Raw genomic sequence first — 25,070 nt, forward strand, 5'->3', positions numbered from 1 at the left:
GCCGTGCAAGCGCAGGCGCACGTGCCAGTCCGGGTCCCCGTAGCGGATGAAGAACCCGTGGTCCGCATCACCCGAGGCCAAGGCCTCCCTCATCAACGGCGCCACCGCCTCGCACAGGACGCGGTCGGCCGTGGCCGTGCCCGTGTAGAGCTTCGCGTAGAGCCACTCGGAGCCGGGGGCGAAAGAGCGGGGCAGTGACGCGGAGCGCGGACGGGGCTCCGCGGCGGCGGGGCGATCCGTGCGCACGAATGGCACCACCAACTCGTTGACGAAGCGGCCCTCGGGGCCGTGCGCGCAGCGGGCCTCATCGGGGAACTCGACGAGCTCCGCGTGATCTCGGTCCTTCACCAGGTGGACGAAGGTCTCCACGCTCAGCACGTTGTCGAGGTCCACCGGCAGCACGTTGTCCGCGTCCGTCACTCCCACGAAGCGCGGCAGCCCCAGCTCGTCGCGCAACCGCTGCACCGCCTGGAAGCGCGCGCCCTCGTGCACCTCACCCAGTGCCTCGAGCGCCTTCGCCGGCAGCCGCCACCGGGCACGTTGAAGGATGACCCGTCCAGCGACGACGCGAGGCAGGAAGGGGCTCGTCTCCAGGGCGCCCCATCTCCACTTCATGCCCCCCGTCGTGCCCTGCTGCTGGAGCGTGGCCAGGAATCGGTACAGCCGCAGGTGGGCCCGAGCGAAGTTGTGGGCGTTCGTCAGCCTCGGCAGCACTTCGCGCCCCAGGCGCTCCGAGCGCAGGACGATGCGGCGCCCCCGCACGCTGACGCGCAGGTCCGTGATGGGCAGTTGCCGCTCCGGCTCCGCGCCCGAGCGGCCGAGGAAGACGAGCTCATGTCCGCGCAGCACGGGCCGGCTCAGGATGTTGCCCACCCGTCCCTCGGGCTGGTGGACCACCTCCGCGTGGATGACGTCCGGACGGAGCGCCTCCTCGGCACGCAGGTGGGCCTCCACGTGCCGGTGGAGCTCCGGGTCCGCGTGGCAGAAGCGGCCCAGCAGGTTCGCTCCCGAGGGCCCCACCACCGCGTCGATGAGCACCTGGAAGTCCCCGGCGCCAACGGCCTCCTCCGAGGGGGCCAGCAGGGTCGCCATGACCGCGAAGGAGTCCGGCAGGGGCGGCGGCGAGTCCTTGGACTCCAGGGCCTTCAGGTCGCGCTCGTCCAGCACCAGCTCGCGAGCACCCGTGCGCAGCGTCTCCGCCAGCCGGCGTTGCAGGTGTTGCTGCCGGGCTCCCCAGGCGACGCGCTCCTCCGCGGCCGGGGCGGGGAACGCGAGCCCCTCCAGCAGTGGGGAGGCCTCCGCCGTGGGCACGTCCGTCTGGTCGAAGCCGATTCCCGCCTCCTCGTCGAGCACCTCGACGAGAGGGACCTCGCGCTCGCCGTAGCGCTGCTGGAAGGCCTCCCGGAAGTGGCGCAGGTGGAGCGGTTCCTGCGCCGGGTGGAGGCGGTGCAGCAGCCGGACGGCGCGGGTGAGCTCCTCCACGGGTCCCGTCCCCAGCTTCAGCTCGTGGGCGGGCTTCACCATGTCCACCTGGAACATGCGCGACAGCTCCACCGGAGCGGGCAGTGCCTCCAGCCCCCGCGCGAGGGCCCGGTAGCGCTCGGGGTCCACTCCAGGGGGGTGCTGGTTCAGCTCCTCGAGTACCCGCCGGGCCTGCTCCAGCCGCTGGTGGACTCCGGCGGCCGGAGCGAGGGAACGCAACTGCGTGAGCAGATCATGAATGGGCTCGGGGCCCGTCACCGCGGGCGCCAGCTCCGGCACGAGCAGCTGACTGGAGATCAGCTCCGCGACATACGCCTCGGCCTCCTCCAGCGACACGTCGGAGTCCGCGTCCGCGAGCGCCTGGGCCAGCGCGCGGGGGCTCGCTCCGGAGCGGGCCCGGTCGAGCGTGGCCTCCAGGTAGTCCGTGGGCTCCACCGCGACGAGGTGGTACGTACGCGCCCGGCCCTGGAGGCGCGACTCGGCGTAACGCAGCCGTCCCCCCGCCCGGTAGAGGCTGGTGTTGGGACGATAGAGGAGCGCCTCGCGCAGCTCGGGGAGCGCGGCCAGACGCTCCGCCAGCGTGCAGACGTAATCCATGTCCAGCCGCGCGTGCCGCTGGTACCGCTGGCGTCCGGTCAGCGCGAACCGGGTGGTTTCGCCCAGGTGGCCCACGGAGCAGCCCGCGAAGAGGCCGAACGGGGTGGCGCGTCCGGCGAGGCGGAACCAGTAGCGCACGAGGGCGCGCTCGACCTTCTGCCCACGCTCGCTCCCGGGGGCCTGTTTCCAGCTGTCGTGGCTCTCGTCGAGCGACGGCGAGGCGAGGAAGAGGGCCTCGCGAATCTCGGGGCGGGCGAGCGCTGCCTGGAGTCGCGCGCGCAGCAGGGCCCGATCCTCGGCCAGCGCCGCTTCCAGCCGGTCCATGTCGCCCTGTCGCGCGGCCTCGCGGGCCGAGAGCCCCTCGCTCCACGCGAGCAGCTCGTCGAAGGGCAACAGGGGCGTGCGGAGGGCGAAGAAACCCGAGGGGACGAAGCCGTTGGGCGTGGGCACGGTCATGGAACGGGCGAGGACGGAAGGGACATGAGGAACATCCGATCCCACTCGGGCTCCACCGGCGACGCCGCGGCCAGCAGTGCCAGCGCGACACCGGTGGCCCCCGTGAGGAGCGCCGGGGAGGCGATCCACTCGCGCGTGAGATCGGGCCGCACCTCATGGGAGAGGAACCCTCCCAATCCTTCTCCCGGCCGGTGGAAGGAGAGGGTATTGCGGAACCAGGCGCGCGAGGCCCGCGCGAAAACCTCTTCGCCGGTGGCGTGGAAGAGCCGGTGGTGGAGGTGGGCCAGCCCGGCGGCGCCATGGCACAGGCCCGCGTCCTGCACCTGCGAGCCGTCCGTCGATCGCTCCGCCATCTCACGGCAGAGCGCCAGGGCCTCCCGCTCCCAGCTGGGTTCCTCCACGGCTCGAGCCACCTGCAGCAGCGTGAGGGTCAGGCCTGGATCGCCGTAGCACCATGCCGGGCGGTTGGGCCAGGTCTGGAGGTGGGCGCTGATCCACGAGGGAAAACACGAGCCATGGGTGGCTGGTTGCCTCCGCGCCATCAACCCGCTCCAGCCTCCGCGCAGCAGCTCGAGCGCCTGGGACGTGGCGATGCCCGCGGCGGCGGCCCCCGCGAGCACCCAGAGGACTCCCGGCATGCCGTGGGCCACGCCCAGGTTGTACGCACCCTCGGGGAACTGCCCGCGCATCGGCGCGGGAACGAGGGGCGGTGGCGTCCACCAGCGCAGGCCTCCCTCGGCCGGCTGGGCGAGCTCCGCGAGCCGGGCGACGAGCTGCTCCAGACAGTCCCGGGCACTCGGACGGGGAAGCCGCTCCAGCGCGTAGACACCCAGCCCCACCAGGCCACTCACGAGATCATAGTGGTACTGCCAGGGACGGGTGCGCAGCAGTCCGGCGAGCGCCTCGTCGATCTCCGTGAGCGGATCCTCCTCCGCGACGTCCGTGCCCCGCAGGTGCTCGACGGTCCAGGCGATGCCGGTGAAGCCCTGGTAGAGGTCGGGCGGCAGGGGTTGTGTGGCCACCGCCTCCGAGGCCGAGTCGAGCAGTTGCTCCATGCGCTCCAGGTGGTGGGGCTGCGCACCCGCTCGCGCGAGGTAGGAGAACAGCAGGGCCATGCCGGCCTGGCCCGAGGCGAAGGAGGGATCGGGCGTCGCGAGCCGCTCCGGCATGGAGAGCTCCTCCGCGATACCGGCGGCGAGACGCAGGGCCGTCTCGCGCTCCTCTCCTTCGAGCAGGGGACTCCATCTCATGAGCGGGGGCATACGGGTTATCCATATTACCCGCTTCTGACATTCCTGTCCCTCATGACGGCTCTACGGCAATTATCTACTTCGGGTGGTGCACACCGGAGCCTCGTTCAAAGACAATCAAACAAAGCTTGTCACACGCATTGGAACACGGTTAGCCTGACAATGCCGTCCGCGAAGACGGTTGAGTCCCCATCCACGCGATGTCGAGGAGCAGGCCATGAACGAGCAGAAGAAGCAGCCCAAGAAGCTGAGCTTGAACAAGGAGACCCTCCGCAACATCACCACCGAGCAGGGTCCGCAGATGAAGGCCCCCCTCACCACCCCGCGGTGCACGGACTACAACTGTCCGACCGACATCTGCGGCTGATTCCTCGCACTGTCGGAATGGCATGACACAGGCCTGGCGGCTCCGTGGGAAACCGTGGAGTCGTCGGGCTTGTTTGTCTTTGTTCGTTGTCTTTGTTCGTTGTCTTTGTTCAGCCGGGCCTACGCCGCCTGCTCGGGTTTGCGGTACCGCGACACCCCGAGGCAATCCGGCTCCGTGGTGTTGGGGCGCCGCAGCCACGTCGTCACCTGGCGGCCGTCCGGTTCCTCCTCGATGGAGAACTCGACGTCGCAGGGCTCCAGCGGCACGGGCGCGCACACCGAGCCGGTGAGCGTGTCCGCGCCCAGTTCGAATCGCAGGGCGATGGGGAAGGGGAGCGTGTTGTGGAAGCGCAGATCCTTGTAGCCGTAGGCCACCGTGGCATCCGCGCCCAGGGGCGCGAAGCGGGTCTGCTCCGTGTAGATGTCCACCGAGTGCGCGTGCCGCTCCGTCACCCACAGGCCACCGCGCAGGGCCAGCAGGTACGTCAGCCCCGAGAGCTGGCACAGCCCCCCTCCAATGCTCACCTCGAGCCGCCCCCGCACGAGGTTGCGGCCGGGCACGAAGCCCCGGCGCTTCGTGGGCTGCCCCACCAGGTGCCAGAACGAGAAGAGCTCCTCCGGCCCCACGCGCGTGTCCTGTAGCTCGCGGATGGCCAGGGCGAGGTTGTGCTTCTTGCTCTCCACGTGCGCGGACTGGCCGAGCGGCTGCGTGACGCTCACGTACGCCGGCCACCCCCGTGCCTCGGCGCGGGAGTGCTCCGAGCCGGTGGCCATCCTCCTCCTCGCCCCCGAGCGCAGATCGCTCAGCGCACGCCGGGCGGCGGCCATCCGCACCCGGACGGGTACCGGGACGAGCGGGCGGAGGAGCTCAGTCCACCTTCTCAAGCTTCACCAGGTGGTACGAAGCGAGGTGCTTCAGCGGCGTGCGCCCGAGCAGCACCTCCGCGGCCATGAAGGCCGGACGGGCCGCGTGCGGCAGGCGGTGGATGGGGGCCAGCGCGAGGCCTCGCGAGCTGGCGAGGCGCCAGTGGCGTCCCCCCAGCATCTTCAGGTCCCACGTCATCAGCTCCGTGCCCGCGTGCCATCCCGTGCTCTGGTAGCGCACGAGCCGGCGGCGCAGCGCATTGGGAAAGTCGAACACCAGCACCCCTCCCCGGCGCAGCACCCGCCGGCACTCGGCCATCACCCGGCGGATGTCTCCCAGGTGCAGGTGCATGAAGAGGTGCAGGGCGAAGACGCTGTCGTAGCTGCCGTCGGCGGCGGGGATGCTCCAGGCCGGGGCGTGGTGGATGCGCCTGCCCGGCCAGCGCTCCCGGGCGCGCTCCACCATCTTCTCGCTGAGATCCAACCCCTCGCTGGCCAGGTCCAGGAAGCGGCCCGTTCCACAGGCGAGGTCCAGCACCCGTGGGCCCTGGAGCCACTCGCGCAGGGCCCGGCGCTCCAGCCCGTCCAGGTAGGCCCCGTACGAGGTGCCGAAGCGTTTCGCGTCGTACGTCGGCGCGAGGGCATCGTAGTAGGCGATGACCTCGCGGGTCTCCGCGGAGAGCTCCTCCGCGGAGGCCGGGGCCTGACCACTGACATCGGAAGGGTCCGAGCTCATCGGGACAGGCCTCTGGGGAACAGGGGTCAGGCGGCCTGGTTCTCGGGCGGCTTCCAGTTCGCGAAGAAGCGCGCCTTGAAGCGGGTGCAGTAGCGGACCAGGTTCTCCTGGGACAGGGTGTACTGCTTGAACTCCGTGTCCACCGGGTTGGCGATGATGCTCACCAGGAACGAGTAGACCACCGCGTCGAAGGACGTGGGGGATTCCCCGAGCAGGAAGGTCTTGTTGCCCATGATCGTCGCCAGCGCGGAGATGTCCTGCTTGGCCAGCGCCTGGACCTCCTCCATGTTGTGACGGCCCGTCCCCTGGTCATGGAGGATCCCCAGCATCTTCTGGCGCAGCGCCGTCAGGGGCACGGGGCCACCGGTGACCCTGGGCACCATCGTCTCCACGATGGGGATGTAGGCCCGCCAGCCCGCCTCATCCACCCAGCGCATGTAGACGATGTACCAGTAGGTGCACTCCTCCAGCATGCGCCGGATGGTGTGGCCGACCGCCATCTGCTCCGGCGTCAGGTGCGCATCGAGCGTGTCCCCGTGCTTGCGCTTGAGGTACTCGATGATGAACTGGGAGTCGCCCATGAGCTGCCCGTCGATCTCGACGTAGGGCGCCTTGCCCTTGGGCGCCTTGAGCAGCTCGGCCATCTTCACCTGGTAGGGCAGGCCCACCATCCGGAAGTACGCCTCCAGTTTGAAGCAGAAGGGGCTCAGGTTCGGGGTGCCCCAAGCCATGGGGGTCTGATAGAGGGTGATCATCGGTGTTGTCTCATCCAGTTGCCGAATGCTGCTGTGGTTCTTCCGTGCGTCCTGATTCTACCGGCTTGACGCGGACCTGGACTCCACTGAACGCGGCGTTGCCACTGAGGACATCCAACGCCTGGTCGTCGGTCAGGTCATTGATGCTCACGCCCGCATGCTCCCCGGCTACCCGGAGCCTCACGCCCTCGCGCCCGTGTCCGTAGCCGTGCGGCAGGCTCACCACGCCCGGCATCACCTCGTCCGTCACACTCACCGGTGCCTTCACCTCGCCGACGCGTGAGGATACCACCGCTTGCTCGCCTTCCCGTAGACCCAGTCGCCGGGCATCCTCGGGGTGTACCATCAGCGTACATCTCGGCTTGCCTTTGACGAGCTGCGGCACGTTGTGCATCCAGGAGTTGTTGTCCCGCAGGTGCCGCCGGCCGATGAGCAGCAGGGAGCCGTCCCCCGGGGCTCCCGCGCCCTCGGGGAAGCTCTGGCGCAGGCGCTCGAGGTCCGCCACCAGCGGCTCGGGGGCGAGCTGGATGCGGCGGTCGCGGGTGGCCAGCCGCCTCGGGAGGCTCGGCGCGAGGGGCCCCAGGTCCACCCCATGGGGTTGGGCCCTGAGGCTCGCCAGGCTCAGGCCCTTGCGGAACGGACGGAGCTTCATGCCGTACGGGCCGGCGCGCAACCCCAGGTCCAGCAGGCCATCCGGGCCGAGCGCCTCGAGCGTCCTGTAGGTCAGCTCGCCGCGCACACGGGGCTCTCCCCGCAGCGTCTCCAGCCGGTGCTTCAGCTCCAGGAAGAGCTGCCAGTCATGGCGCGTGTCCGGGCCCGGCTCGAAGAGGGGTGGGGAGTACTTGGCGGTGTTGCGCACCGCCAGGACGTGGAAGGCCAGGTCGTAGTGGCTGCGCTCCAGCTTGGAGCTGGGTGGCAGGATGATGTGCGCGTGCCGCGTCGTCTCGTTGATGTACGGGTCGATGCACACCATGAAGTCGAGCGACGCGAAGGCCGTGTCGAGCTGCCGCCCGTTGGGGGTGGACATGACGGGGTTGCCCGCGGAGGTGACCATCGCGCGGATGCGTCCGGGACCCTCGGTGAGGACCTCCTCGCCGAGCGCGGCCACCGGCAGCTCGCCCGAGAACTCGGGCAGCCCGCGCACCCGGCTCCGCCAGCGGCCGTAGCTGCCGCGGCTCATGGCCATGGCCTTGGGGCCTCCCACGATGTCGAAGGCGGGGCGGGTGAAGAGGGCTCCACCCGGGCGATCCAGGTTGCCCGTCACGATGTTGATGACGTTGATGAGCCACTGGCACATCGCGCCGAAGGCCTGCGTGGAGACGCCCACGCGGCCGTAACAGACGGCGGCTTCCGAGGCGGACAGCTCGCGGGCGATCCTCCGGGTGGTCTCCGCGGGCACGCCGGTGTGGGGCTCGGCGCGCTCGGGGGTGAAGCCGCGCGCCAGCTCGCGCACGGTGGCCAGGCCGTCCACGAGCTCCGCGAGCTTCCCCAGCTTCGGGCCCGTCTCCTCCAGCAGGACGTGCAGGAGCGCGAAGAGGAAGAGCGCATCGGTGCCGGGGCGGATGAAGACGTGCTCGTCCGCGACGTGGGCCGTCTCCGTCTTCCGGGGATCCACCACCACCACGCGGCCCCCTCGCTGCTGGATGGCCTTGAGCCGGTGGCGCACGCCCGGAGCGCTCATCAGGCTGCCGTTGGAGGCGAGCGGATTGGCCCCGAGGATGAGCATGTAGCGCGTGTGATCGATGTCAGGGATGGGGATGAGGAACTGGTGCCCGAACATCAGGTACGCGGTGAGCTGGTGGGGGAGCTGATCCACCGAGGACGCGGAGAACTTGTTCCGCGTGCGCAGTGCCCGCAGGAGGAACGGCAGGAAGATCAGCGAGCCGTGGTCGTGCACGGTGGGGTTGCCCACGTACACGCCCACGGCGTCCTTGCCGTGCTCGCGCTGGATGGCGTGCAGCCGCCGCGCCGTCTCGTCCAGCGCCTCCTCCCAGGAGATGGGCTGCCAGCCGGTGGCCGTGCGCCGGACGGGCTGCCGGAGCCGGTCCGGATCCTCGTGGAGATCCTGGAGCGCCACGGCCTTGGGGCAGATGTGGCCCTGGCTGAACGGATCCTCGTCGTCACCCCGGATGGAGGTGACGCGGCCCTCGGAGGTCTCGATGCGCAGGCCGCACATGGCCTCGCAGAGATTGCAGGTACGGAAGTGCGTCATCGTGTGCTCCGCCTGCGGGTGGCGAGGGCCAGCAGTGACAGCAGCCCCATCCACCCGGCCGCGCCCATGCTACCCGGAGCGGCGGAACAGCCACTGGACTTCTCGATGCGCACGTTGAAGGTGCACGTGGCCGAGTTGCCCGCATCGTCCCGGGCCGTCACCTCCACGGGGGTGTTACCGACCTGGAACACACTGCCGCTGGCCGGGGAGTAGGTGATGGTGGGCGAGGCCGTCACCCGGTCCGTGGCGGAGGGCTGGGGCAACTGCACCGCCACCGGCCCCTTGGCGATGTTCACGTCCTGCGGGCAGCTGATCAGCGGCGGCAGGGTGTCCACCACCACGACGGAGAAGCCGCACCCGGCCACGTTGCCCGAGGCGTCACGGGCCTGGACCTGGACGGGCGTCTCTCCGACCGGGAAGGTGCTCCCGGAGGCGTGGCTGAAGGAGAGCTCCACGGTGGAGGAGACGGTGTCCACCACGTTGTTCACGGTGAACTCCGCGGGAGCACCCGAGGGGCCGAGGGCCTCGGTCCGCAGGGTGGCCGGGCACCGGAGCGAGGGCGCCTGGGTGTCGCGGACGGACACCTGGAAGGTGCAGCTCGAGGTGTTGCGGGCGCCATCCGTCGCGGTGGCCGTGACGGTCGTGTCGCCCACCGGGAAGCGGCCGCCGTTGTCGTGGCTGTAGGAGAGGGTCGGGCGGGACATCTCTCCATCCGAGGCCTCGGCGGGCGGCCAGGTGACGTTGGCGCCGGTGGCGTTCTCGGCCTCGACGATCTGGTCCGCCGGGCACGACACCACCGCGGCCGTCGTGTCCTGCACGCGCACGGTGAAGGTGCACTGCTTGCTGTTGTTCCGCGCGTCGGTGGCCGTCACCGTCACCGTCGTGTTGCCCTGGGGGAAGAGGGTGCCGGACGCGTGGCTGACGGAGATGGCCGGGGCGCGGGTGACGGCGTCGGTGGCCTGCGGAGCGGCGTAGGTGACGATCGAACCGCCCGGGGTGGTGGCCTCCACCGTGGCGTTCGCGGGGCACACGGGCTCCGGAGGCGTGGTGTCCAGCACCGTCACGGTGAAGGAGCACGTGTCCACGAGGCCCGCGGTGTCGCGCGCGGTGACGTGCACCACGGTGTCGCCGAGCGGGAACAGGCTGCCCGGCACATGGCTGTAGGAGAGGGCGGGCGGGAGCCCGGTGTCGTCGCTGGCCGTCACCTCGAAGTCGACCCGCGCGCCCAGGAACTGCTGGGCCTCGGCGGGCGGGACCACCGGGCAGGTGACGTTCGGGGGCTCGCTGTTGGTGAGCAGCGACACGGGCATCAGCCACGGCTCGCGGCCGTGCCGCCCATCGTTCGCGCTGAAGGCGATGGAGTCCCCAGTGGGGTTGCTGATGCGGGTGAAGCCCGCGGGGTTGGAGCCGAGCTGCCAGGGCGCGATGTCGTGCAGCACGAACGTGCCCGCCTCGGTGCCGTCCGTGCGCCACAGCTCGGTGCCGCTCACGCCATCATTGGCGGCGAAGAGGACCAGGTTCTCGGCGGGGAGCGCGAAGAGCGACTCGGCGAGCACGCCGCTGCCCGCGCCCGGGAGGAGGTCCTTGACGCGGACGGGGACGGGCTCGGCCGCGGTGGTGTCGAGCTTCCACAGCTCGCGGCCGGAGGTGCCGTCGTCCGCGGTGAAGAAGAGCGTCTCGCCGAGCACCGTGAGGGCGCCGGGTTGGGAGCCCCCGCTCGCCAGCGAGAGGTCCTTGACGGGGACGGTGCCGCTCTCCGTGCCATCGGTGCGCCACAGCTCGCGGCCGGAGCCATCGTTGGCGGTGAAGTAGAGGGTGCCGTCGATTGCCGCGAAGGCGGAGGGCCCGGAGTCCAGCAGGCCCGGGGCGATGTCCTTCACCCGGGAGGTGTTCGCCGGGGTGCCGTCCGTCTTCCACAGCTCGATGCCCGAGGTGGCCTCGTTGGCCACGAAGTAGAGGGTGCTGCCCACCACTCCGGCGATGTTCATCACGGCGCTGAAGTCCACGCTGTCGCGGACCTCGGCCACCCGGGAGGTGTTCGCCGGGGTGCCATCCGTCCTCCACAGCTCGCGGCCGCCGTCCGTGTTCCGGGCGATGAAGTAGAGGGCGTCACCCATGGGCGTGATGCGAGAGGGGCGCGAGGACGGCCCGCTCCCCGGGGCGATGTCCTTCACCAGGCTGGTGCCCGCCTCCGTGCCGTCGCTCTTCCACAGCTCGATGTCGTTCGCGGAGTCCTGGCCGGCGAAGTAGAGGAAGCCGCCGTGCGCGACGAGCTCCATGGGGAGGCCGGACGCGTTGGAGAGCCGGACGGTGCTGGTCACTTGGGACGTGCCCGCGGCGGTTCCATTCGTCTTCCAGAGCCGGAAGCCCTCCGCGAGCGTGGGCATGGCCGCGAAATAGAGGGCTCCGTTCAGCGGCGTCAGGGCGCTCAGGCCCGCCTCCGCGGTGAACTCGGGCGCGTCCTCGGGGACGATGTTCACGAGTGGCACCGTGCCCGCCACCGTTCCATTCGTCCGCCACAGCCGGGCCGCCGCCTCCTGCTCGAAGGTGGTGAAGTACAGCGCGTCCTCCCAGGCGGCGAAGGGGGCGGGGTTCGAGCCCCGGGTGGGCGTCAGCTCGGTTCCCACGGGGACGGTGGTGGCCGCGTCGCCCTTCGACTTCCACAGCGTGGGCAACGGCGGGTTCTCGTCGGAGAGGCCCGTGCCCGGCGCGGTCGCCACGAAGTACACCGTGTCTCCGAGGACGGTGAACGCCTCGGGGGCCGGATCCAGGAGGCGGTCTCCCGGGAAGACGTTGGTGCCGATGCGCCTCGAGCCCGCGGGCGTGCCGTCGCTCGTCCACAGCTCATGGCCCACGCCCGGCTCGTACCCGGTGAAGTAGAGCGTGCTTCCCTGGGCCGTCATCAGCAGGGGGCCCTTGCCGCCCGCGGCCTCGAAGTCCACCAGCTTCGCGGTGCCCGCCGCCGTGCCGTCCGTCGCGTAGAGGGCGCTCTCGGTGTTGCTCGCGTCCCTCAGCATGAAGAAGAGGCGCGAGCTGGCGGCCACGAGCGAGTCTGGCTTCGCCACGGAGTTGTTGCCGGAGATGAGCTCCAGGACGCGCTGCGTGCCCGCCTCGGTGCCATCCGTCTTCCACAGCTCACGCCCCGTCGTGCCGTCCGTGGCGACGAAGTACACCGCGCCCTCGAAGGCCGTGAACTGCACGGGGCTGGAGCCCGTCGCGCCCGGGAGGATGTCCTTGACGCGCACGGTGCCCGCCTCGGTGCCGTCGGTCTTCCACGGCTCGGTGCCGGCCGTGCTCTCGGTGCCCGCGAAGTAGAGCGCCCGGCCGGAGCGGACGAGCCCGCGTCCCGACGTGGGGGCGGGGACGGTCAGGCCCGTGCCGACCCGGACGGTGCCCGCCGGGGTGCCATCGGTGCGCCACAACTGCCGGGCGCCCCCCGGATCCTTGACCAGGAAGTAGAGCTTCCCTCCGAGCTCGGTGAACGACTGGGGCTCGCTGCCGCCCGTGCCCAGGGAGATATCCCGGACGAGCTGCGTGCCCTCCGGAGTGCCATCCGTGCGCCACAGCTCGGCGCCGTACGTGCCGTCATTGGCGCTGAAGAAGATCCACCCATTGAGCTCGGCGAACTCCGTGGGCCGCGAGCTGTCCGGGCCGGGGAAGATGTCCTTGAGCAGGAGGGTCCCCGCGGTGGTGCCGTCCGTGCGCCACAGCTCCACGCCATGTGCGTCGTCCGCGGCGGTGAACCAGGTGAGCCCCCGTGAGTGGAAGAGCCGGGAGGGCGTCGAGCCGGTGTTGCCCGGGACGATGTCGGCTACCAGCGCGGGGCCCGTGGCGTCGAGCCTCCACAGCTCGGGCCCGGTGCTGTCCTCGTTGGCCGTGAAGAGGAGCGTCGTCCCCGCGGCGACGGGGGACTCGGGGTAGCGCACCAGCGCGCGCTCGGCCTTCACGCCCACGTCCACCAGGGAGGCGGGACCTTCACCCAGGGCCCGGCGGGTGGCCTTCGGCGCCTGACGGGCGGGTTCCTCGGGAGAGGGAGACGTGCAGGCCCCCCCCAGCACCAGGACGCCCAAGGCCGCCAGGATCGTGTTCGTTCTCACCATGCTGTTCCTCGGAAGGCTCCCCCGCCGGACCAGGGGGGCCGGACATGTCGGATCGGCGGCATTCAACCATATCCAGACCCGGCGGAAGGCCCTCCGAGCACATCCCGGAGGGCAGGGGAGCAGGGGCTTCTGGCTCCCGTGACGATCTCTTTCAGATGCAGGAGGGGGTCCGTGGAGATAAGAGGCGGCTCCATGCTCACCCTGCGTGGTGCCCCCGCCCTCTCCGAGTTCCGTCTGGCCAAGCTGCTCGCTCGCTGCCGTGAGCTGGAGCCCGCCGTGGCCTCCGTCTACGCGGAGTTCGTGCACTTCGTCGACCTCGCGGCCGATCTCTCCGAGTCCGAGCGGTCCTTGATGGACAGGCTGCTGGAGTACGGACCCCGGCTGGCCCGCGGAGAGCGGCGCGGCGGCCTGCTCCTCGTCATCCCGCGTCCCGGCACCATCTCGCCCTGGTCCTCGAAGGCCACGGACATCTTCCAGAACACCGGCTTGCGCTCCGTGCGGCGCATCGAGCGGGGTATCGCCTGGTGGGTCGCTGACCAGGCCGGCAAGGCCCTGGGCCCCGAGCAGCTCGCCCGCCTCCAACCGGTGCTGCACGACCGGATGACGCAGGCGGTGGTGGGGCGCGAGGAGGACGCCGCCATCCTCTTCGCCGGGCACACGCCCCGGCCGCTCACCACCGTGGACGTGGTGGGCGGAGGCCGGGCCGCGCTCGTCACCGCCAACCGCGAGCTGGGCCTGGCGCTGGCCGAGGACGAGATCGACTACCTGGTGGCGCGCTTCACCGAGCTGAAGCGCAACCCCACCGACGTCGAGCTGATGATGTTCGCGCAGGCCAACAGCGAGCACTGCCGGCACAAGATCTTCAACGCCTCGTGGACCATCGATGGAAAGCAGCAGGAGCGCTCGCTCTTCCAGTCCATCAAGAACACCTACGCGGCGCACAAGGAAGGCGTGCTGTCGGCGTACAAGGACAACGCGGCGGTGATGGAGGGCTTCGAGGTGGAGCGCCTCTTCCCGGAGGTGTCCACGGGCGAGTACCGCTTCCACCGTGAGCCCGCGCACATCCTGATGAAGGTGGAGACGCACAACCATCCCACCGCCATCTCGCCGCACCCGGGTGCCTCGACGGGCTCGGGCGGAGAGATTCGCGACGAGGGCGCCACGGGCCGGGGCGCGAAGCCCAAGGCGGGCCTGACCGGCTTCTCCGTGTCCAACCTGCGCATCCCCGGCTTCGAGCAGCCCTGGGAGCAGCCCTACGGCAAGCCGGAGCGCATCGTCTCCGCGCTCGACATCATGATCGAAGGCCCGCTGGGTGGCGCCGCCTTCAACAACGAGTTCGGCCGGCCCAACCTGTGCGGCTACTTCCGCAGCTTCGAGCAGCAGGTGCCCACGTCCGAGGGCGTCGAGGTGCGCGGCTACCACAAGCCCATCATGATCGCGGGTGGCCTGGGCAACATCCGGGACCAGCACGTGCAGAAGGGCATCCTGAAGCCGGGGGACAAGATCGTCGTGCTGGGCGGCCCGGCGATGCTGATCGGCCTGGGTGGCGGCGCGGCGTCCTCGATGACGCAGGGCTCGAGCGCGGCGGACCTGGATTTCGCCTCGGTGCAGCGCGACAACCCGGAGATGGAGCGGCGTTGCCAGGAGGTCATTGACCGCTGCTGGGCGCAGGGCGAGGCCAACCCCATCCGCTCGATTCACGACGTGGGCGCGGGCGGCCTGTCCAACGCGGTGCCGGAGCTCATCCACGACAACAACCTGGGTGGACGCTTCGAGCTGCGCGAGGTGCCCAATGCCGAGCCCGGTATGGCGCCGGTGGAGATCTGGTGCAACGAGGCGCAGGAGCGCTACGTTCTGGCCATCGCGCCGGAGGACATGCAGCGCTTCGCGGCCCTGTGCGAGCGCGAGCGGGCGCCCTTCGCGGTGCTGGGTGATGCCACGGCGGAGCAGGAGCTGAAGCTGACGGACCGGCAGTTCGGCAACGCACCCATCGACATTCCGATGGACGTGCTGTTCGGCAAGCCGCCGCGCATGCACCGGGACGTGAAGTCGCGGCCGCTGACGCACGCCGAGCTGAAGCTGGACGCGCCGGTGACGGAGATGCTGGGGCGGGTGCTGGGGCACCCGACGGTGGCGGACAAGGGGTTCTTGATCACCATCGGTGATCGGACGGTGGCGGGCCTGACGGCGAGGGACCAGATGGTGGGTCCGTGGCAGGTGCCGGTGGCGGACTGCGCGGTGACGCTGTCGGCGCACGCGGGCTACACGGGCGAGGCCATGTCCATGGGCGAGCGCACGCCGGTGGCGCTCATCGACGCGGCGGCCTCGGCGCGCATGGCGGTGGCCGAGTCCGTGATGAACATCGCCGCGGCGCGCATTGGAAGGCTGGGGGACGTGAAGCTGTCGGCCAACTGGATGGCGGCGGCGGGCAGCCCGGGCGAGGACGCCAACCTCTACGCCGCGGTGAAGACGGTGGGCATGGAGCTGTGCCCGGCGCTGGGCCTCACCATTCCGGTGGGCAAGGACTCCATGTCCATGCGCACGGTGTGGGAGGAGAAGGGGGCGCGCAAGGCGGTGACGGCGCCGCTGTCGCTCATCGTGTCCGCGTTCGCTCCGGTGCTCGATGTGCGCAAGTCGCTCACGCCGCAGTTGCGCGAGCCGGGCGCGGACTCGCGGTTGGTGTTCGTGGACCTGGCGGGTGGCAAGCAGCGGCTGGGTGGCTCGGTGCTGGCGCAGGCGTACTCGCAGGTGGGGCCGCGCTGCCCGGACGTGGAGAGCCCCGAGCTGCTCAAGGGCTTCTTCACCGCGATCCAGGTGCTCAACGAGGGGGGCCTGGTGCAGGCCTACCATGACCGCTCGGACGGTGGTCTGCTGACCACGCTGGTGGAGATGGCCTTCGCGGGGCACTGTGGCTTCGACGTGGACGTGGCCGCGCTGGGAGCGGATGTCGTGGCGGCGCTCTTCAACGAGGAACTGGGCGCGGTGCTGCAGGTGAAGGCCGTGGACCTCCAGCGCGTGCGCGACGTACTGACGCGGCACGGGCTGGGCTCGCACTGCCACGAACTGGGCCGGCCGAGCGCGGCGCTGACGGTGCGGGTGCGGCAGGGCGCGAAGGTCCTCCTGGAGGAGGACACGGTGGGGTTGCGCAAGGTGTGGTCGCGCGTGAGCTACGAGATGCAGAAGCTACGCGACAACCCGCGCTGCGCGGAGGAGGAGTACGCCGCGAAGTGCGAGCCGGGCGACCCCGGCCTGTCGGCGCGGCTCACGTTCGACCCGAAGGAGGACGTGGCGGCGCCGTACATCTCGAAGGGCCTGAAGCCCCGGGTGGTCATCCTTCGCGAGCAGGGGGTGAACAGCCAGTTCGAGATGGCGCGGGCGTTCATGCGCGCGGGCTTCAGCGCGGTGGACGTGCACATGAGCGACATCCTCTCCGGGCGGGTATCGCTGAAGGACTTCACGGGCGTGGCGGCGTGCGGAGGCTTCTCGTACGGAGACGTGCTGGGCGCGGGTGGAGGCTGGGCGCGCTCCATCCTGTTCAACACGCGAGCCCGGGATGAGTTCGCGGCGTTCTTCGCGCGCGCGGGCACGTTCGCGCTGGGCATCTGCAACGGCTGCCAGATGATGTCGCAGCTGCGCGAGCTGATTCCGGGCGCGGAGCACTTCCCGCACTTCGTGCGCAACGTGTCGGAGCAGTTCGAGGCGCGGCTGGTGCAGGTGGAGGTGGCGGAGAGCCCATCGCTGTTCTTCAAGGGCATGGCGGGGAGCCGCATCCCCATCGCGTCGTCGCACGGCGAGGGCCGGGCGGAGTTCGCGAGCGCCGAGGAGGCGGCGAGGGTGAACGGGCTGGGGATGGTGCCGGTGCGTTTCGTGGACAACCACGGGCGGGTGACGGAGACGTACCCGGCGAACCCGAATGGCTCGCCGCACGGAATCGCGGGCCTGACGTCGAGGGACGGGCGGGTCACCATCATGATGCCGCACCCGGAGCGGGTGAGCCGGAGCGTGCAGTACTCGTGGTGCCCGCCGGAGTGGGGCGAGGACGGCCCCTGGATGCGGATGTTCCGCAACGCCCGCGCGGCGCTGGGCTGAGCGGGGGCAATGTCCATCATCTGGCATCGGCGCGAGACCGTGGGCCGATGGCCATGGGCCATGACGTGCTGCCACCCTGGGCCCCATGGCAACGCAACTCACCCCACCTTGGGACAAGGCGGATGTCCTCATCAAGGCGCTGGCGGGTATCGCGTTGCCTGTCGCGCTCGCCCTGGTGGGCTACTGGTTCAGCGCTCAAGAGCAGGAGCGGACCACCCGGCAGCTCCAGGCGGATCGCGTCGAGCGGATGCTCTCGCACCTCACCAGTGAGAATCCCCGGCAGCGGGTGCTCGCCATCCGGGTGTCGCGCTTCCTGGCCGAGCGGCGGCAGCTTCCCCCGGAACTGCTCGACGTCCTCATCGCCACGGCCGAGGGGGATCCCGAGCGGAAGGTCTCCGAGGAGGCCGTCGAGGCGCTCGGTCGCATCGCGGAGAGCGACATTCCCGAGGAGCAGCGGCGCATCGCGTCCGAGGCCCTGCGGACGCTCCCGGAGCGCGTCTACATCCGCATCTCCGACGAGAGCCAACGTCCCGAAGCCGAGGAGCTGGCGGAGAAGCTCTCCGCGCGGGGCTTCGTCGTACCGGACATCAAGAACGTGGGCAGTGGCCCCTCGCGGGCGGAGGTCCGGTTCTTCAGCGGGGCCGAGCGTGAGGAGGCGCGGCGGGTGGCGGCGCTCGTCGAGGAAATGGAGCGCCAGCGTCCGGAGCGGCGCGTGGCTCGTCCCCAGCCTCTGCTCCGGGAACCCGTCACGGAGGAGCTCGTGCCCGAGCGCCCGGCTCCAAAGTCCCGGACATTGGAGCTCTGGTTGCCGCGCGAATAGAGCTCGAGGTCGCGCGGGCGCCCGCATCAACGCCCAGGCCAGGGGACAGCGGGAGGGGTGCTATGAATCACCTCCATGCGCGTTGCCTGGATTCCGCGGCTCCTCGTCGTGCTGGGTCTGCTCGGAGGGGGTCTGCTCTGGCTGGTCCCCCGTTTCGAGACATTGATGAATGGGACCAGTCCCTGGACTCCACCCGAGCCGGCCGTGGCCGGGCTCCCCGCCGATACCACCCAAGCACTCCAGGCCCTCTCGGTCCATGGCTCCGTCCCCGAGTGTCAGGCACACGCGAAGGACGAGGGGGAAGACGACGCCGAGGAACATGTGCACCGTCACATCATCGTTCCCGTGGAACCCCTTGCGCGGCTGGAGGGACAGGCGGAGAAGATCCGGCCCTACCTGGGACACCCCTCGGAACCCGTCGTCTACCGCGCGGCCTCGCTCCTGTGCTTCATCCAGGACCGGCCGTCGAGACGTGCCCTGGAGTGGCTCGAGAGCCGCTACCCCCGCCGTCCCTGGGTCTGGCAGATCATGGCGGGGGCCGGCCTTGTTTCCGATGAGGTGTTGAGGTCTCGTCGGGCAGTCGGCGATCAGGCGGAATATCCCAAGGCGGGCCATGAGGCGCTGTCCTCGCTGCCCGACGGCAGCGGCCCCTCGCCCGAGGCGCTTGCCCTGGCACGGCGCATCTCGGAGGGCGATGCCAGCGCCGTCCGCCAGGCGCTCCAGCTCACCCAGGCGATGGAACTGGCGCGGCGACCGGACGGTGGCCACGCCCTGAGACAGGTCTCGACTCCCCGGGGACTCGCCCTCGTCTACCAGGCGATCCTGGAGCGCTGGGAGGCTCGGGTGCTCTCGTATTCCACGGGCTCGCCCCATCCGCAGCGGGAGTGGAAGGAAGGTCCCCTGGAGGGGATGGGCCTGGAGATCCTGATGTCGGTGAGGGGGCGCACGGGGAAGGCGCGGGAGGCGGTGCTCGTGGAGACAGTCGGGCTGATGCCCGAGTCCCTGAGGGAGCCCATGTACGCCGCGATCAAGCAGGACACCTCCCTCTTCAGGGAGATCGCACGCTTCGCCCGCTCACCGGAGGGACAAGAGGTGACCGGAGTCACGGCTCGCGCCTTCATGGAGCGGCTCGAGCAGGAGGACACCCGCGAGCAGGCCCAGAAGCGCGAGGCCATGTCCGAGCCCATCATCGCGCTCTTCCGGGCGGGAGACGTGGCGGCACTGAAGCAGGTGGCCGCCTTCGACATGAACAACCCGTTCCGCCCGCTCCAGCAATCGCTGGCGGCCAGTTATCTACTCGCGCTAGGGGAGCATGAAGCGTTCGCCCTGGGCACGCTCGAGGCCTCACATCTCACGCTGAGGATTCCCGAACGCAACGTCATCCGCGGTGTGGTGAAGCTGGTGCTCGATGAGGCGAAGTCCGGAGCCACGAAGAAGCGCCTCCAGCGCATCTACGAGCGGTTGAGCAGGCACTGCCAGGGAGAGGACTGCTCTGTCGAGCGTCCGCGGTGAGCCTCGAATCCCCCTGGTTTGGGTGTGTGGTGCGCTGGAGCAGAGGCTGCCTGGCGCGCTATGCCTCCGCGAGCGCCCGGCGATGGATGGCCACCCAGAAGTCCGCCGCCTGGCGCGCGCCGTCCAGCAGGGGCTCGGGGCCGTGCGCACCGAGCGACTCGCAGAGCGCCTGGGCCCGCGCGCCGTGCTCCACGTCCACGTCCAGGTGCACGAGCAGGAAGCGCGCCCGCGTCCTGTCCAGGCCGAGCCGCCCCAACCCCTGGCGTGTGTCGCCCCCGAGGTGCCGCGCCACGCCCTCCAGCACGTACAGCGCGCCGAGGAACGAGAGCTGGCGCTCCGCCGGGATGCCTTCCCAGAAGGCGTGGAACGCGGAGACCTCGCGGGGCGTGGCGTCCGACGGCGTGCGCCCGAAGGCCGCGAGGTCCGCCTTCGCGAGCTGGTAGTGGGACTGCTCGTCCGCCGCGAGCTCCGCGAAGAAGGCCTTCAGCTCGGGGAGCGTGGCGCGCCCGGCCGCGAGCCGCAGCCGGTCTCCACTGCGCAGCGTGTAGTGGTACATCATGTCCAGGAAGGCCACGTACCGCTCGGGCGTCACGGTCGGCAGCCAGCCCGCGACGTGCCGGGCCATGCCCACGGTGAGTGCCTCCAACTGCTCCCGCATCGACACCATCTCAGTCCCTCCGGGTTGAAATCAGTCCGCCCAGGGTGCGCCGCGCGTGCGCGAGGTGCGGCGCCGCGCGCTCCAGGCCCAGCTCGTCCACCGCCACGACCCCCGCGTCCAGGAAGCCCTCGCCGCCCAGGCCCCGCCCGCACGCCGTGGGCACCGCGCGCACGTCCACGGGGCGCAGGGGGCCCCCCGCGTCCCGCGCGAGCGCGAGCTTCAGCACCGCGCCCGTCTGGCACGCCCGCGTGGGCATGATGCTCAGGAAGTTGCCGAGCGAGTACGCGATGAGCCCCACTCGTGGCGGCCCTCCCCGGCGCACCTGCGCGGGGCACGTGGGGTCCCCGCCGTCGATGGAGACCAGCTCCACGGGCTGCAGCACGTGCGGCGAGGAGCCCAGGAGGATGTCCGCCCCGCGCTCGATGAGGCGGTAGGCGTGCTCGCGCTGGAGGGACTCGGGCCAGTACTCGTACTCGAAGCCCCAGTGCGGCATGAGCACCACGAGGTCCGGCCCCACCGCGCGCGCCGCGTCGATGAGGGCGCCCAGCCGCTCCCAGTCGGGCGCATGCAGCGGGTTGCCCAGGCGCGTCACCGGAACGCCCTCGGGCGGCGCCCCCGCGAGGTGGTTGATGTCATACGTCACCGCGGCGATGCCCAGGCGCACCCCGGCCACCTCCAGGCCCGCCACCGCGTCCTCCGCCCGGGGGCCTCCGACGCAGCGGTGCTCCGGGCGGGCCAGCACGCTCTGGCGCGTGCGCTCCAGCCCTTGCGCGCCCTGGTCCAGCGCGTGGTTGTTGCACAGCGAGAACACGCGGTGGCGCGCGGTGCCCTCCCACGCGTCCAGGTAGCCCGGCGGCGCGTTGTAGTGGAGCGTCTCGTAGACGAGCCGGGGCACGGGCCGCGCCGGGTCCACGGGCGTCTCCAGGTTGGCGAAGGCCACGTGCGCGTCCGCCATCAGCGCGCGCACGCCCGGAGAGAGGGCCTCGCGGAAGCCGCTGCGAATCCACATCACATCGCCCACGGCGCACAGGTTGAGCGCCGCGGGCGCGCCGGGCTTCCAGCTCCCGGAGGCGAGGTGCCGGGCGACGCGCGCGAAGTGCTCGGCGTCCTCGGTGCGGCGCGGCTCGGGGACGTGGAGGAGGCTCTTGGCGATGTAGCGCAGGTTGAGGTCCCAGCGGGACAACGGCCAGCGGCCGTCCTCGTAGCGGATGTCCGCGTATAGCTGGCGCAGGGCGTTCATGGGCGCTTTCGTTCCAGGGTGACGAGCCGCACGTCCTCGTCCACGACGGTGGGCCCGGCGAGCAGCGCGCGTCCCATGACGTCGAGGTAGCTATCGAAGACGGGGGCGCCGCGCGCGAGCAGCCCGGGGCGCAGGTGGGTGTGCAGCCTCGCGAGGTTGTAGCCGGGCACGCGCGGGTAGAGGTGGTGGTCCAGGTGGTAGTTGAGCCCGTTCCAGAGGAAGGTGACGAGCCGCGTGCCGCGCACCGTCGTCGCGGTGTGGAAGCGGTCCCCGCGCCACGTGTTGGCGTAGTGGTCCGCGATGGACTTGAGGCCGTTGAGGGGGCTGGCGAAGAGCACCGGCAGCAGCCAGCACTCCACCGCGCCGGGGACGAGCCCGTGCCGCGACAGCAGCCAGAAGAGCCCCGCGTAGAAGCCCGCGTAGCAGAGCAGCACCGCGCCATGGCGGCGCAATCGCGCGCGGGAGAAGTGCTGCAGCGGATAGAGGACGTTGAAGTAGATGAGGCTCAGCGGGATGCCGAGCAGCACGGTGGCGTAGAAGAGCGCGCACAGCCCGAGCGAGCGGCGGCCCGCGTTGTAGGCGTCGGGGTCCTTCTCCGTGCGGTTCCAGCGGTGGTGCGCGAGGTGATCATGGCGCATGGGCTCGTAGGCGATGCCCACGAGCAGGCTGAGCGCGTTGCCGAAGAGGCGGTTCTGCCACGGCCTCGGGAAGAGGTTGTCGTGCCACGCGTCGTGGTCGAGCTGGATGAGCCCCATCACCGCCCCACCCGCCAGCATCCACAGCGGCAGCTTCACCCAGACGCTGTCCGCGCGGGCAATGGCCACGGCCGCCGCGACCCAGACACCCAGGTGCAGCGCCGCCATGCCCACCGCGCGCAGAGGACGGATGCGGAGCAGCTCCACCAGCTCGGCGCGGGAGAGGCCGGGCTCCGGGGGCGTGGCACCGGGCGAATCAACGGGAGGCGAGAGGGCTGGCTGCATGGCATGTCAGAAGTAGCGAGGGACGCGCTGGCAATAGCGCGCGTAGGGCTCACCGAGGCGGTCCGCGAGGAACCGCTCCTCCTGGAGCACCAGTTGATGGAAGAGCCCCCCGAGCGCCGCACAGGCGCCCAGCGTCACAACGGACGGAGCCCAGAGCGAAGCCCCTACGAGGTACAGGTAGGAGAACACGTAGATGGGGTTGCGCGAGTAGCGGTGGAGTCCCCCCTCGTGCAGCTCGGGCCGGGCCTCCCCCGCGTCCACGCCGATGCGGAACGCCGGGCCCATTGCATACTGGGCCCACAGCATGCCCAGGAGCCCCACGACACCGAGCACCCAACCCGCGAGCGGAGGAATGGGCAGCAGCGGCCGTCCCCAGGACATGACGGACCACGCGGGCCAGAACGCGGCCGCGAGCACGGAGCCGGCCCAGAGCAGCGAGACGCCACTGATGCGCCGCGTGACGCGCGTGTGCGCGCAATCCGCCGCCGCGCTCCGGTAGGCCAGCGGGCTGCGCCCGAAGCGCAGGCGGTAGACGAGGCTGGAGCCCAGGTGCCCCGCGAGCACGTGCAGGGAGATGAAGCCCAGGTACACCCCGGGCGCCTCGCGCAGCCCCATCATGGCGCGAGCACCTCCGCCCGCAGGCCGAAGCCCGAGGACGCCCACCCGGCGACGCGCTCCGTGAAGTCGCGCAACTCCTCGCGCGTCCAGAGGCCCTCGAAGGCCGCCGTGTTGATGTTGAGCGTGTCCGCGAACGACAGGCCCGTGGCGCCCCAGGTGGCCGTGTGGCTGCGCATGGAGCGGATGCGGAACGGCGCCTCCGTGAAGTGCTTGTCCATCCGTCCCAGGTAGGTGACGACGAGCGTGTTCGTCCGGGGCTCGGCGATGAGCCCGGGACGCGCGTTCTCGCGCAGCACCCGCGCCGGTGCGAGCCGGGCCACCGCCATGCACTCCAGCGCCGTCGTCCAGTGCACGCCCTCATCGAGCACCCGCTGCACCTCGGAGCGGAGGAAGCGGGCCAGCTCGCGCGGGGCCTCCAGCCGGGCGCGGACCTCCTTCAGGGAGATCTCAATCGGCACCGCGGAGCAGCCATTGCCCAGCGTCCGCCCGAGCCCCAGCATCCGCCGCAGGTCCACCGGCATGCGCAGGCGGATGAGTCCGTCCGCCGGGGACTCTCGCAGCGCCACGCCCGCGAGCAGCGCGGAGAAGAAGACCTCCGACGCATGGAGGTCCGTGTCGCCCTGGGGAAGCGTGAGCCGCGCCGTGGCCGAGAGCGCGTGTCCGGCGGTGTCCCCACTGCGGCGCAGCCCCATTCCGCGCTGCGCCAGGAGCCGCCGGCGCGGACTCGTGAGCCCCAGCACCACGCCAGGCTGGCGCAGCGCCGCGAGCAGCACCTTGCCATCCGTGAGCGTCGAGGGCTCCAGCGGGCGCGACTCCGGCCCGCGTCCCGCGCAGAGCAACCACAGCCGCTCCAGCAGGTGCGCCAGCGCCTTCGCGTCCCCGATGGCGTGGTGCAACTGGATGCCCAGCAGCCAGGGCCCCTGGGCCGCGTCCACCATGGGATGCAGGTGCAGCCGCAGCGGCACGTCGCGCGTGAGGTCCACCCGTGTGTTGATGATTCGCGCCACGGCGTCGGGCTCGGACAGGGGCTCCGCGCCTTCCACCAGGGCCGCGTCCACCTCCGCGTCCCCGCGCACCGCGGGCACCCATGCGCGGCGCGCGTCGTTCCAGGCCACGTTGAGGCGCTCGCTCTCCCGCACCAGCGCGCGCAGCCCCCGGCGCAGGAGCGCCACGTCGGGTCTGTCCTCCAGCCGCAGCAGCACCGTGGCCCAGATGGTGGCGACCTCGCCATCCAGCCGCGCCATCACCGTGTCTACGAAGTTCGCGCGCATCGCTCCATCCATCCCGCGAAGAGTTCCCGGGCCCGCGCGCCGTCCAGCCGGGCGCGGCTCACGGCTTCGCACGCGGCCCTCGGGTCCGCCACGTATTGGAAGACGAGTTCATCCGGCTCGCGCTGGTGGAGGCGGATGCCCGTTGGAAGAAAGCCGGCCGCGAGGAGCACCGGCGTCCCCTCGGCCACCCACTGGGGCTCGCCCATGGGCAGGTGGATGAGGTCCACGCGCGCCCGCTCCGACGTGAGCGCCGGGGTGCCCTCCGCGCTGAAGCCCACGAGGACCCGCCGCTCCAGACGCAGCGACGCGTTCCAGTCGAGCGGACGCAGCACGGCGCCCTCCCTCCATGCCCGGCGCTCCAGCGGCGTGAAGGCCACCGACTCCGCGAGCCCCACCCCGGCCAGGATGGACGCGAGCCACTCCCCCCACGGGCCCTCGGGCAGGTAGCGCCGGCGTGGCGGCGGGGGCGCGAGCACCGTCGTCATCGCCAGTGCCTGCATGGGCACGCCCAAGGCCTCCTCCACGCCAATCACCGTCTCGCCCCGCGTGTAGTTGACGACGAGGCCCATGGGCCTCGCCCGCATGAAGCGCGAGGCGTAGCGCTGCGCCATGACGTGCAGCGTGGAGGTGTTCTGGTGCAGGAAGCCCACCCAGCGCCCGAGCCGCTCCAGCAGCGAGCCCCACAGCGCCTCGTGCTCGGCGCGGCCCATGAGGGTGCGGCGGCTCGGCAGCGCCACGGAGAGCCCCGAGTCCAGCGAGTCCCGCCCCGGCTTGCTCCACAGGCCCGTGTGCCACAGCAGCGCCCCCCGCGCGTCGAACTCGCCGAGGCTCAGCAGCGCCCCGTCCCTCCAGAGCCGCACGGCGCCGCCGGGCTCGTAGAGGAACGGGTAGGAATACGTCTCCGCGTAGCGCGCGTGAAGCAGCTCGCGGAAGGCCGGCTCATCGGGCTCGGCCAGCCAGCGCGTGTGCTCGCTGGGGTTGGCGGCGCGAAGGTCGTCCATCAGGGAAACAGCCCGGTCCCGGCCCATGTGCGCTAGCAATACATCCTTGAGGCCAGCCGGGAA

17 protein-coding genes are annotated in these 25,070 nt (G+C 71.0%); 4 read left to right on the plus strand and 13 right to left on the minus strand.

Translation table 11 applies throughout. The features are described 5' to 3' along the window. Together Q664_RS10010 and Q664_RS10015 are read right to left on the minus strand one after the other, a co-directional pair. Positions 1 to 2,535, minus strand: a 2,535-nt coding sequence (locus tag Q664_RS10010) for a lantibiotic dehydratase (protein ID WP_043392736.1), incomplete at its 3' end; no start/stop codon positions are given. Then, a complete protein-coding gene (locus tag Q664_RS10015) occupies positions 2,532 to 3,785 on the minus strand; it encodes a lanthionine synthetase C family protein (protein ID WP_075207400.1) in 1,254 nt (417 codons plus the stop codon). The genes Q664_RS10010 and Q664_RS10015, both read right to left, overlap by 4 nt. Positions 3,786 to 4,002: 217 nt before the next feature. Between Q664_RS10015 and Q664_RS58945 the strand changes: the two genes are divergently transcribed. Continuing rightward, the gene (locus tag Q664_RS58945; protein WP_160174375.1) at positions 4,003 to 4,152 is read left to right on the plus strand and encodes a hypothetical protein; all 150 of its coding nucleotides are present in this window, start codon (positions 4,003 to 4,005) and stop codon (positions 4,150 to 4,152) included. A gap of 119 nt (positions 4,153 to 4,271) precedes the next feature. Here the strand turns inward: Q664_RS58945 and Q664_RS10020 are convergent, their stop codons facing one another. From Q664_RS10020 to Q664_RS51880, 5 genes are read right to left on the minus strand one after another with little or no spacing between them, the layout of a single operon-like run. Next, complete coding sequence (locus Q664_RS10020) at positions 4,272 to 5,036, minus strand: VanW family protein (protein WP_152622016.1); 765 nt, start codon at positions 5,034 to 5,036, stop codon at positions 4,272 to 4,274. Next, complete coding sequence (locus Q664_RS10025) at positions 5,020 to 5,751, minus strand: class I SAM-dependent methyltransferase (RefSeq protein ID WP_052517919.1); 732 nt, start codon at positions 5,749 to 5,751, stop codon at positions 5,020 to 5,022. Before Q664_RS10025 ends, Q664_RS10020 begins: the two co-directional genes overlap by 17 nt. 26 nt (positions 5,752 to 5,777) lie before the next feature. After that, the gene (locus Q664_RS10030; protein ID WP_043392740.1) at positions 5,778 to 6,506 is read right to left on the minus strand and encodes a glutathione S-transferase family protein; all 729 of its coding nucleotides are present in this window, start codon (positions 6,504 to 6,506) and stop codon (positions 5,778 to 5,780) included. A 10-nt stretch (positions 6,507 to 6,516) separates the two neighbouring features. Beyond that, positions 6,517 to 8,718 carry a molybdopterin oxidoreductase family protein gene (locus Q664_RS10035; RefSeq protein WP_052517920.1) on the minus strand — a complete coding sequence of 734 codons (2,202 nt, stop codon included), beginning with the start codon at positions 8,716 to 8,718 and terminating at the stop codon, positions 6,517 to 6,519. Further along, the gene (locus tag Q664_RS51880; protein WP_052517921.1) at positions 8,715 to 12,818 is read right to left on the minus strand and encodes an ELWxxDGT repeat protein; all 4,104 of its coding nucleotides are present in this window, start codon (positions 12,816 to 12,818) and stop codon (positions 8,715 to 8,717) included. The genes Q664_RS10035 and Q664_RS51880 overlap by 4 nt, the downstream gene beginning before the upstream one ends. A 192-nt stretch (positions 12,819 to 13,010) precedes the next feature. On the opposite strand from Q664_RS51880, the gene purL reads away from it, so the two are divergent. From purL to Q664_RS57555, 3 genes are all read left to right on the plus strand, one after another. Further along, positions 13,011 to 16,907 carry a phosphoribosylformylglycinamidine synthase gene (gene purL / locus Q664_RS10050; RefSeq protein WP_043392743.1) on the plus strand — a complete coding sequence of 1,299 codons (3,897 nt, stop codon included), beginning with the start codon at positions 13,011 to 13,013 and terminating at the stop codon, positions 16,905 to 16,907. 85 nt (positions 16,908 to 16,992) lie between these two features. Beyond that, positions 16,993 to 17,727 carry a LytR C-terminal domain-containing protein gene (locus tag Q664_RS10055; RefSeq protein ID WP_043392746.1) on the plus strand — a complete coding sequence of 245 codons (735 nt, stop codon included), beginning with the start codon at positions 16,993 to 16,995 and terminating at the stop codon, positions 17,725 to 17,727. Positions 17,728 to 17,802: 75 nt separating this feature from the next. Continuing rightward, positions 17,803 to 19,239: a hypothetical protein gene (locus Q664_RS57555; protein ID WP_043392749.1), complete on the plus strand. Its 1,437-nt coding sequence runs from the start codon at positions 17,803 to 17,805 to the stop codon at positions 19,237 to 19,239. Between the two features lie 58 nt (positions 19,240 to 19,297). Here the strand turns inward: Q664_RS57555 and Q664_RS10065 are convergent, their stop codons facing one another. Genes Q664_RS10065 through Q664_RS10090 form a run of 6 tightly spaced genes read right to left on the minus strand, consistent with a single transcriptional unit; the run spans position 19,298 to position 25,007 of the window. Continuing rightward, positions 19,298 to 19,906, minus strand: a complete 609-nt coding sequence (locus tag Q664_RS10065) for an iron-containing redox enzyme family protein (protein WP_043392750.1) — start codon at positions 19,904 to 19,906, stop codon at positions 19,298 to 19,300. Between the two features lies 1 nt (position 19,907). Next, positions 19,908 to 21,137, minus strand: coding sequence for a CapA family protein (locus tag Q664_RS10070; RefSeq protein ID WP_043392752.1), 1,230 nt, complete (start codon positions 21,135 to 21,137; stop codon positions 19,908 to 19,910). Next, positions 21,134 to 22,117 (minus strand): fatty acid desaturase family protein, encoded by a 984-nt coding sequence (locus Q664_RS10075; RefSeq protein WP_043392756.1) that lies wholly within the window; start codon positions 22,115 to 22,117, stop codon positions 21,134 to 21,136. The genes Q664_RS10070 and Q664_RS10075 overlap by 4 nt, the downstream gene beginning before the upstream one ends. A 6-nt stretch (positions 22,118 to 22,123) precedes the next feature. After that, on the minus strand, positions 22,124 to 22,735 hold the full coding sequence (locus tag Q664_RS51885; protein ID WP_052517922.1) for a methyltransferase family protein: 612 nt from the start codon (positions 22,733 to 22,735) through the stop codon (positions 22,124 to 22,126). Beyond that, positions 22,732 to 24,006 (minus strand): condensation domain-containing protein, encoded by a 1,275-nt coding sequence (locus Q664_RS10085; protein WP_043392759.1) that lies wholly within the window; start codon positions 24,004 to 24,006, stop codon positions 22,732 to 22,734. The genes Q664_RS51885 and Q664_RS10085 overlap by 4 nt, the downstream gene beginning before the upstream one ends. Continuing rightward, positions 23,988 to 25,007, minus strand: a complete 1,020-nt coding sequence (locus tag Q664_RS10090; protein WP_043392761.1) for a hypothetical protein — start codon at positions 25,005 to 25,007, stop codon at positions 23,988 to 23,990. Before Q664_RS10090 ends, Q664_RS10085 begins: the two co-directional genes overlap by 19 nt. Positions 25,008 to 25,070 lie beyond the last annotated feature (63 nt).

The organism is Archangium violaceum Cb vi76 (assembly GCF_000733295.1).
Lineage (GTDB): Bacteria > Myxococcota > Myxococcia > Myxococcales > Myxococcaceae > Archangium > Archangium violaceum.

Coding starts and splice junctions, on each gene's coding strand:
- Q664_RS10070 (WP_043392752.1), bottom strand. CDS start 21,137: ATGAACGCCCTGCGCCAGCTATACGCGGACATCCGCTACGAGGACGGC.
- Q664_RS57555 (WP_043392749.1), top strand. CDS start 17,803: ATGCGCGTTGCCTGGATTCCGCGGCTCCTCGTCGTGCTGGGTCTGCTC.
- Q664_RS10035 (WP_052517920.1), bottom strand. CDS start 8,718: ATGACGCACTTCCGTACCTGCAATCTCTGCGAGGCCATGTGCGGCCTG.
- purL (WP_043392743.1), top strand. CDS start 13,011: ATGCTCACCCTGCGTGGTGCCCCCGCCCTCTCCGAGTTCCGTCTGGCC.
- Q664_RS10065 (WP_043392750.1), bottom strand. CDS start 19,906: ATGGTGTCGATGCGGGAGCAGTTGGAGGCACTCACCGTGGGCATGGCC.
- Q664_RS10055 (WP_043392746.1), top strand. CDS start 16,993: ATGGCAACGCAACTCACCCCACCTTGGGACAAGGCGGATGTCCTCATC.
- Q664_RS10015 (WP_075207400.1), bottom strand. CDS start 3,785: ATGAGATGGAGTCCCCTGCTCGAAGGAGAGGAGCGCGAGACGGCCCTG.
- Q664_RS10090 (WP_043392761.1), bottom strand. CDS start 25,007: ATGGACGACCTTCGCGCCGCCAACCCCAGCGAGCACACGCGCTGGCTG.
- Q664_RS51880 (WP_052517921.1), bottom strand. CDS start 12,818: ATGGTGAGAACGAACACGATCCTGGCGGCCTTGGGCGTCCTGGTGCTG.
- Q664_RS10030 (WP_043392740.1), bottom strand. CDS start 6,506: ATGATCACCCTCTATCAGACCCCCATGGCTTGGGGCACCCCGAACCTG.
- Q664_RS10075 (WP_043392756.1), bottom strand. CDS start 22,117: ATGCAGCCAGCCCTCTCGCCTCCCGTTGATTCGCCCGGTGCCACGCCC.
- Q664_RS58945 (WP_160174375.1), top strand. CDS start 4,003: ATGAACGAGCAGAAGAAGCAGCCCAAGAAGCTGAGCTTGAACAAGGAG.
- Q664_RS10085 (WP_043392759.1), bottom strand. CDS start 24,006: ATGCGCGCGAACTTCGTAGACACGGTGATGGCGCGGCTGGATGGCGAG.
- Q664_RS10025 (WP_052517919.1), bottom strand. CDS start 5,751: ATGAGCTCGGACCCTTCCGATGTCAGTGGTCAGGCCCCGGCCTCCGCG.
- Q664_RS51885 (WP_052517922.1), bottom strand. CDS start 22,735: ATGATGGGGCTGCGCGAGGCGCCCGGGGTGTACCTGGGCTTCATCTCC.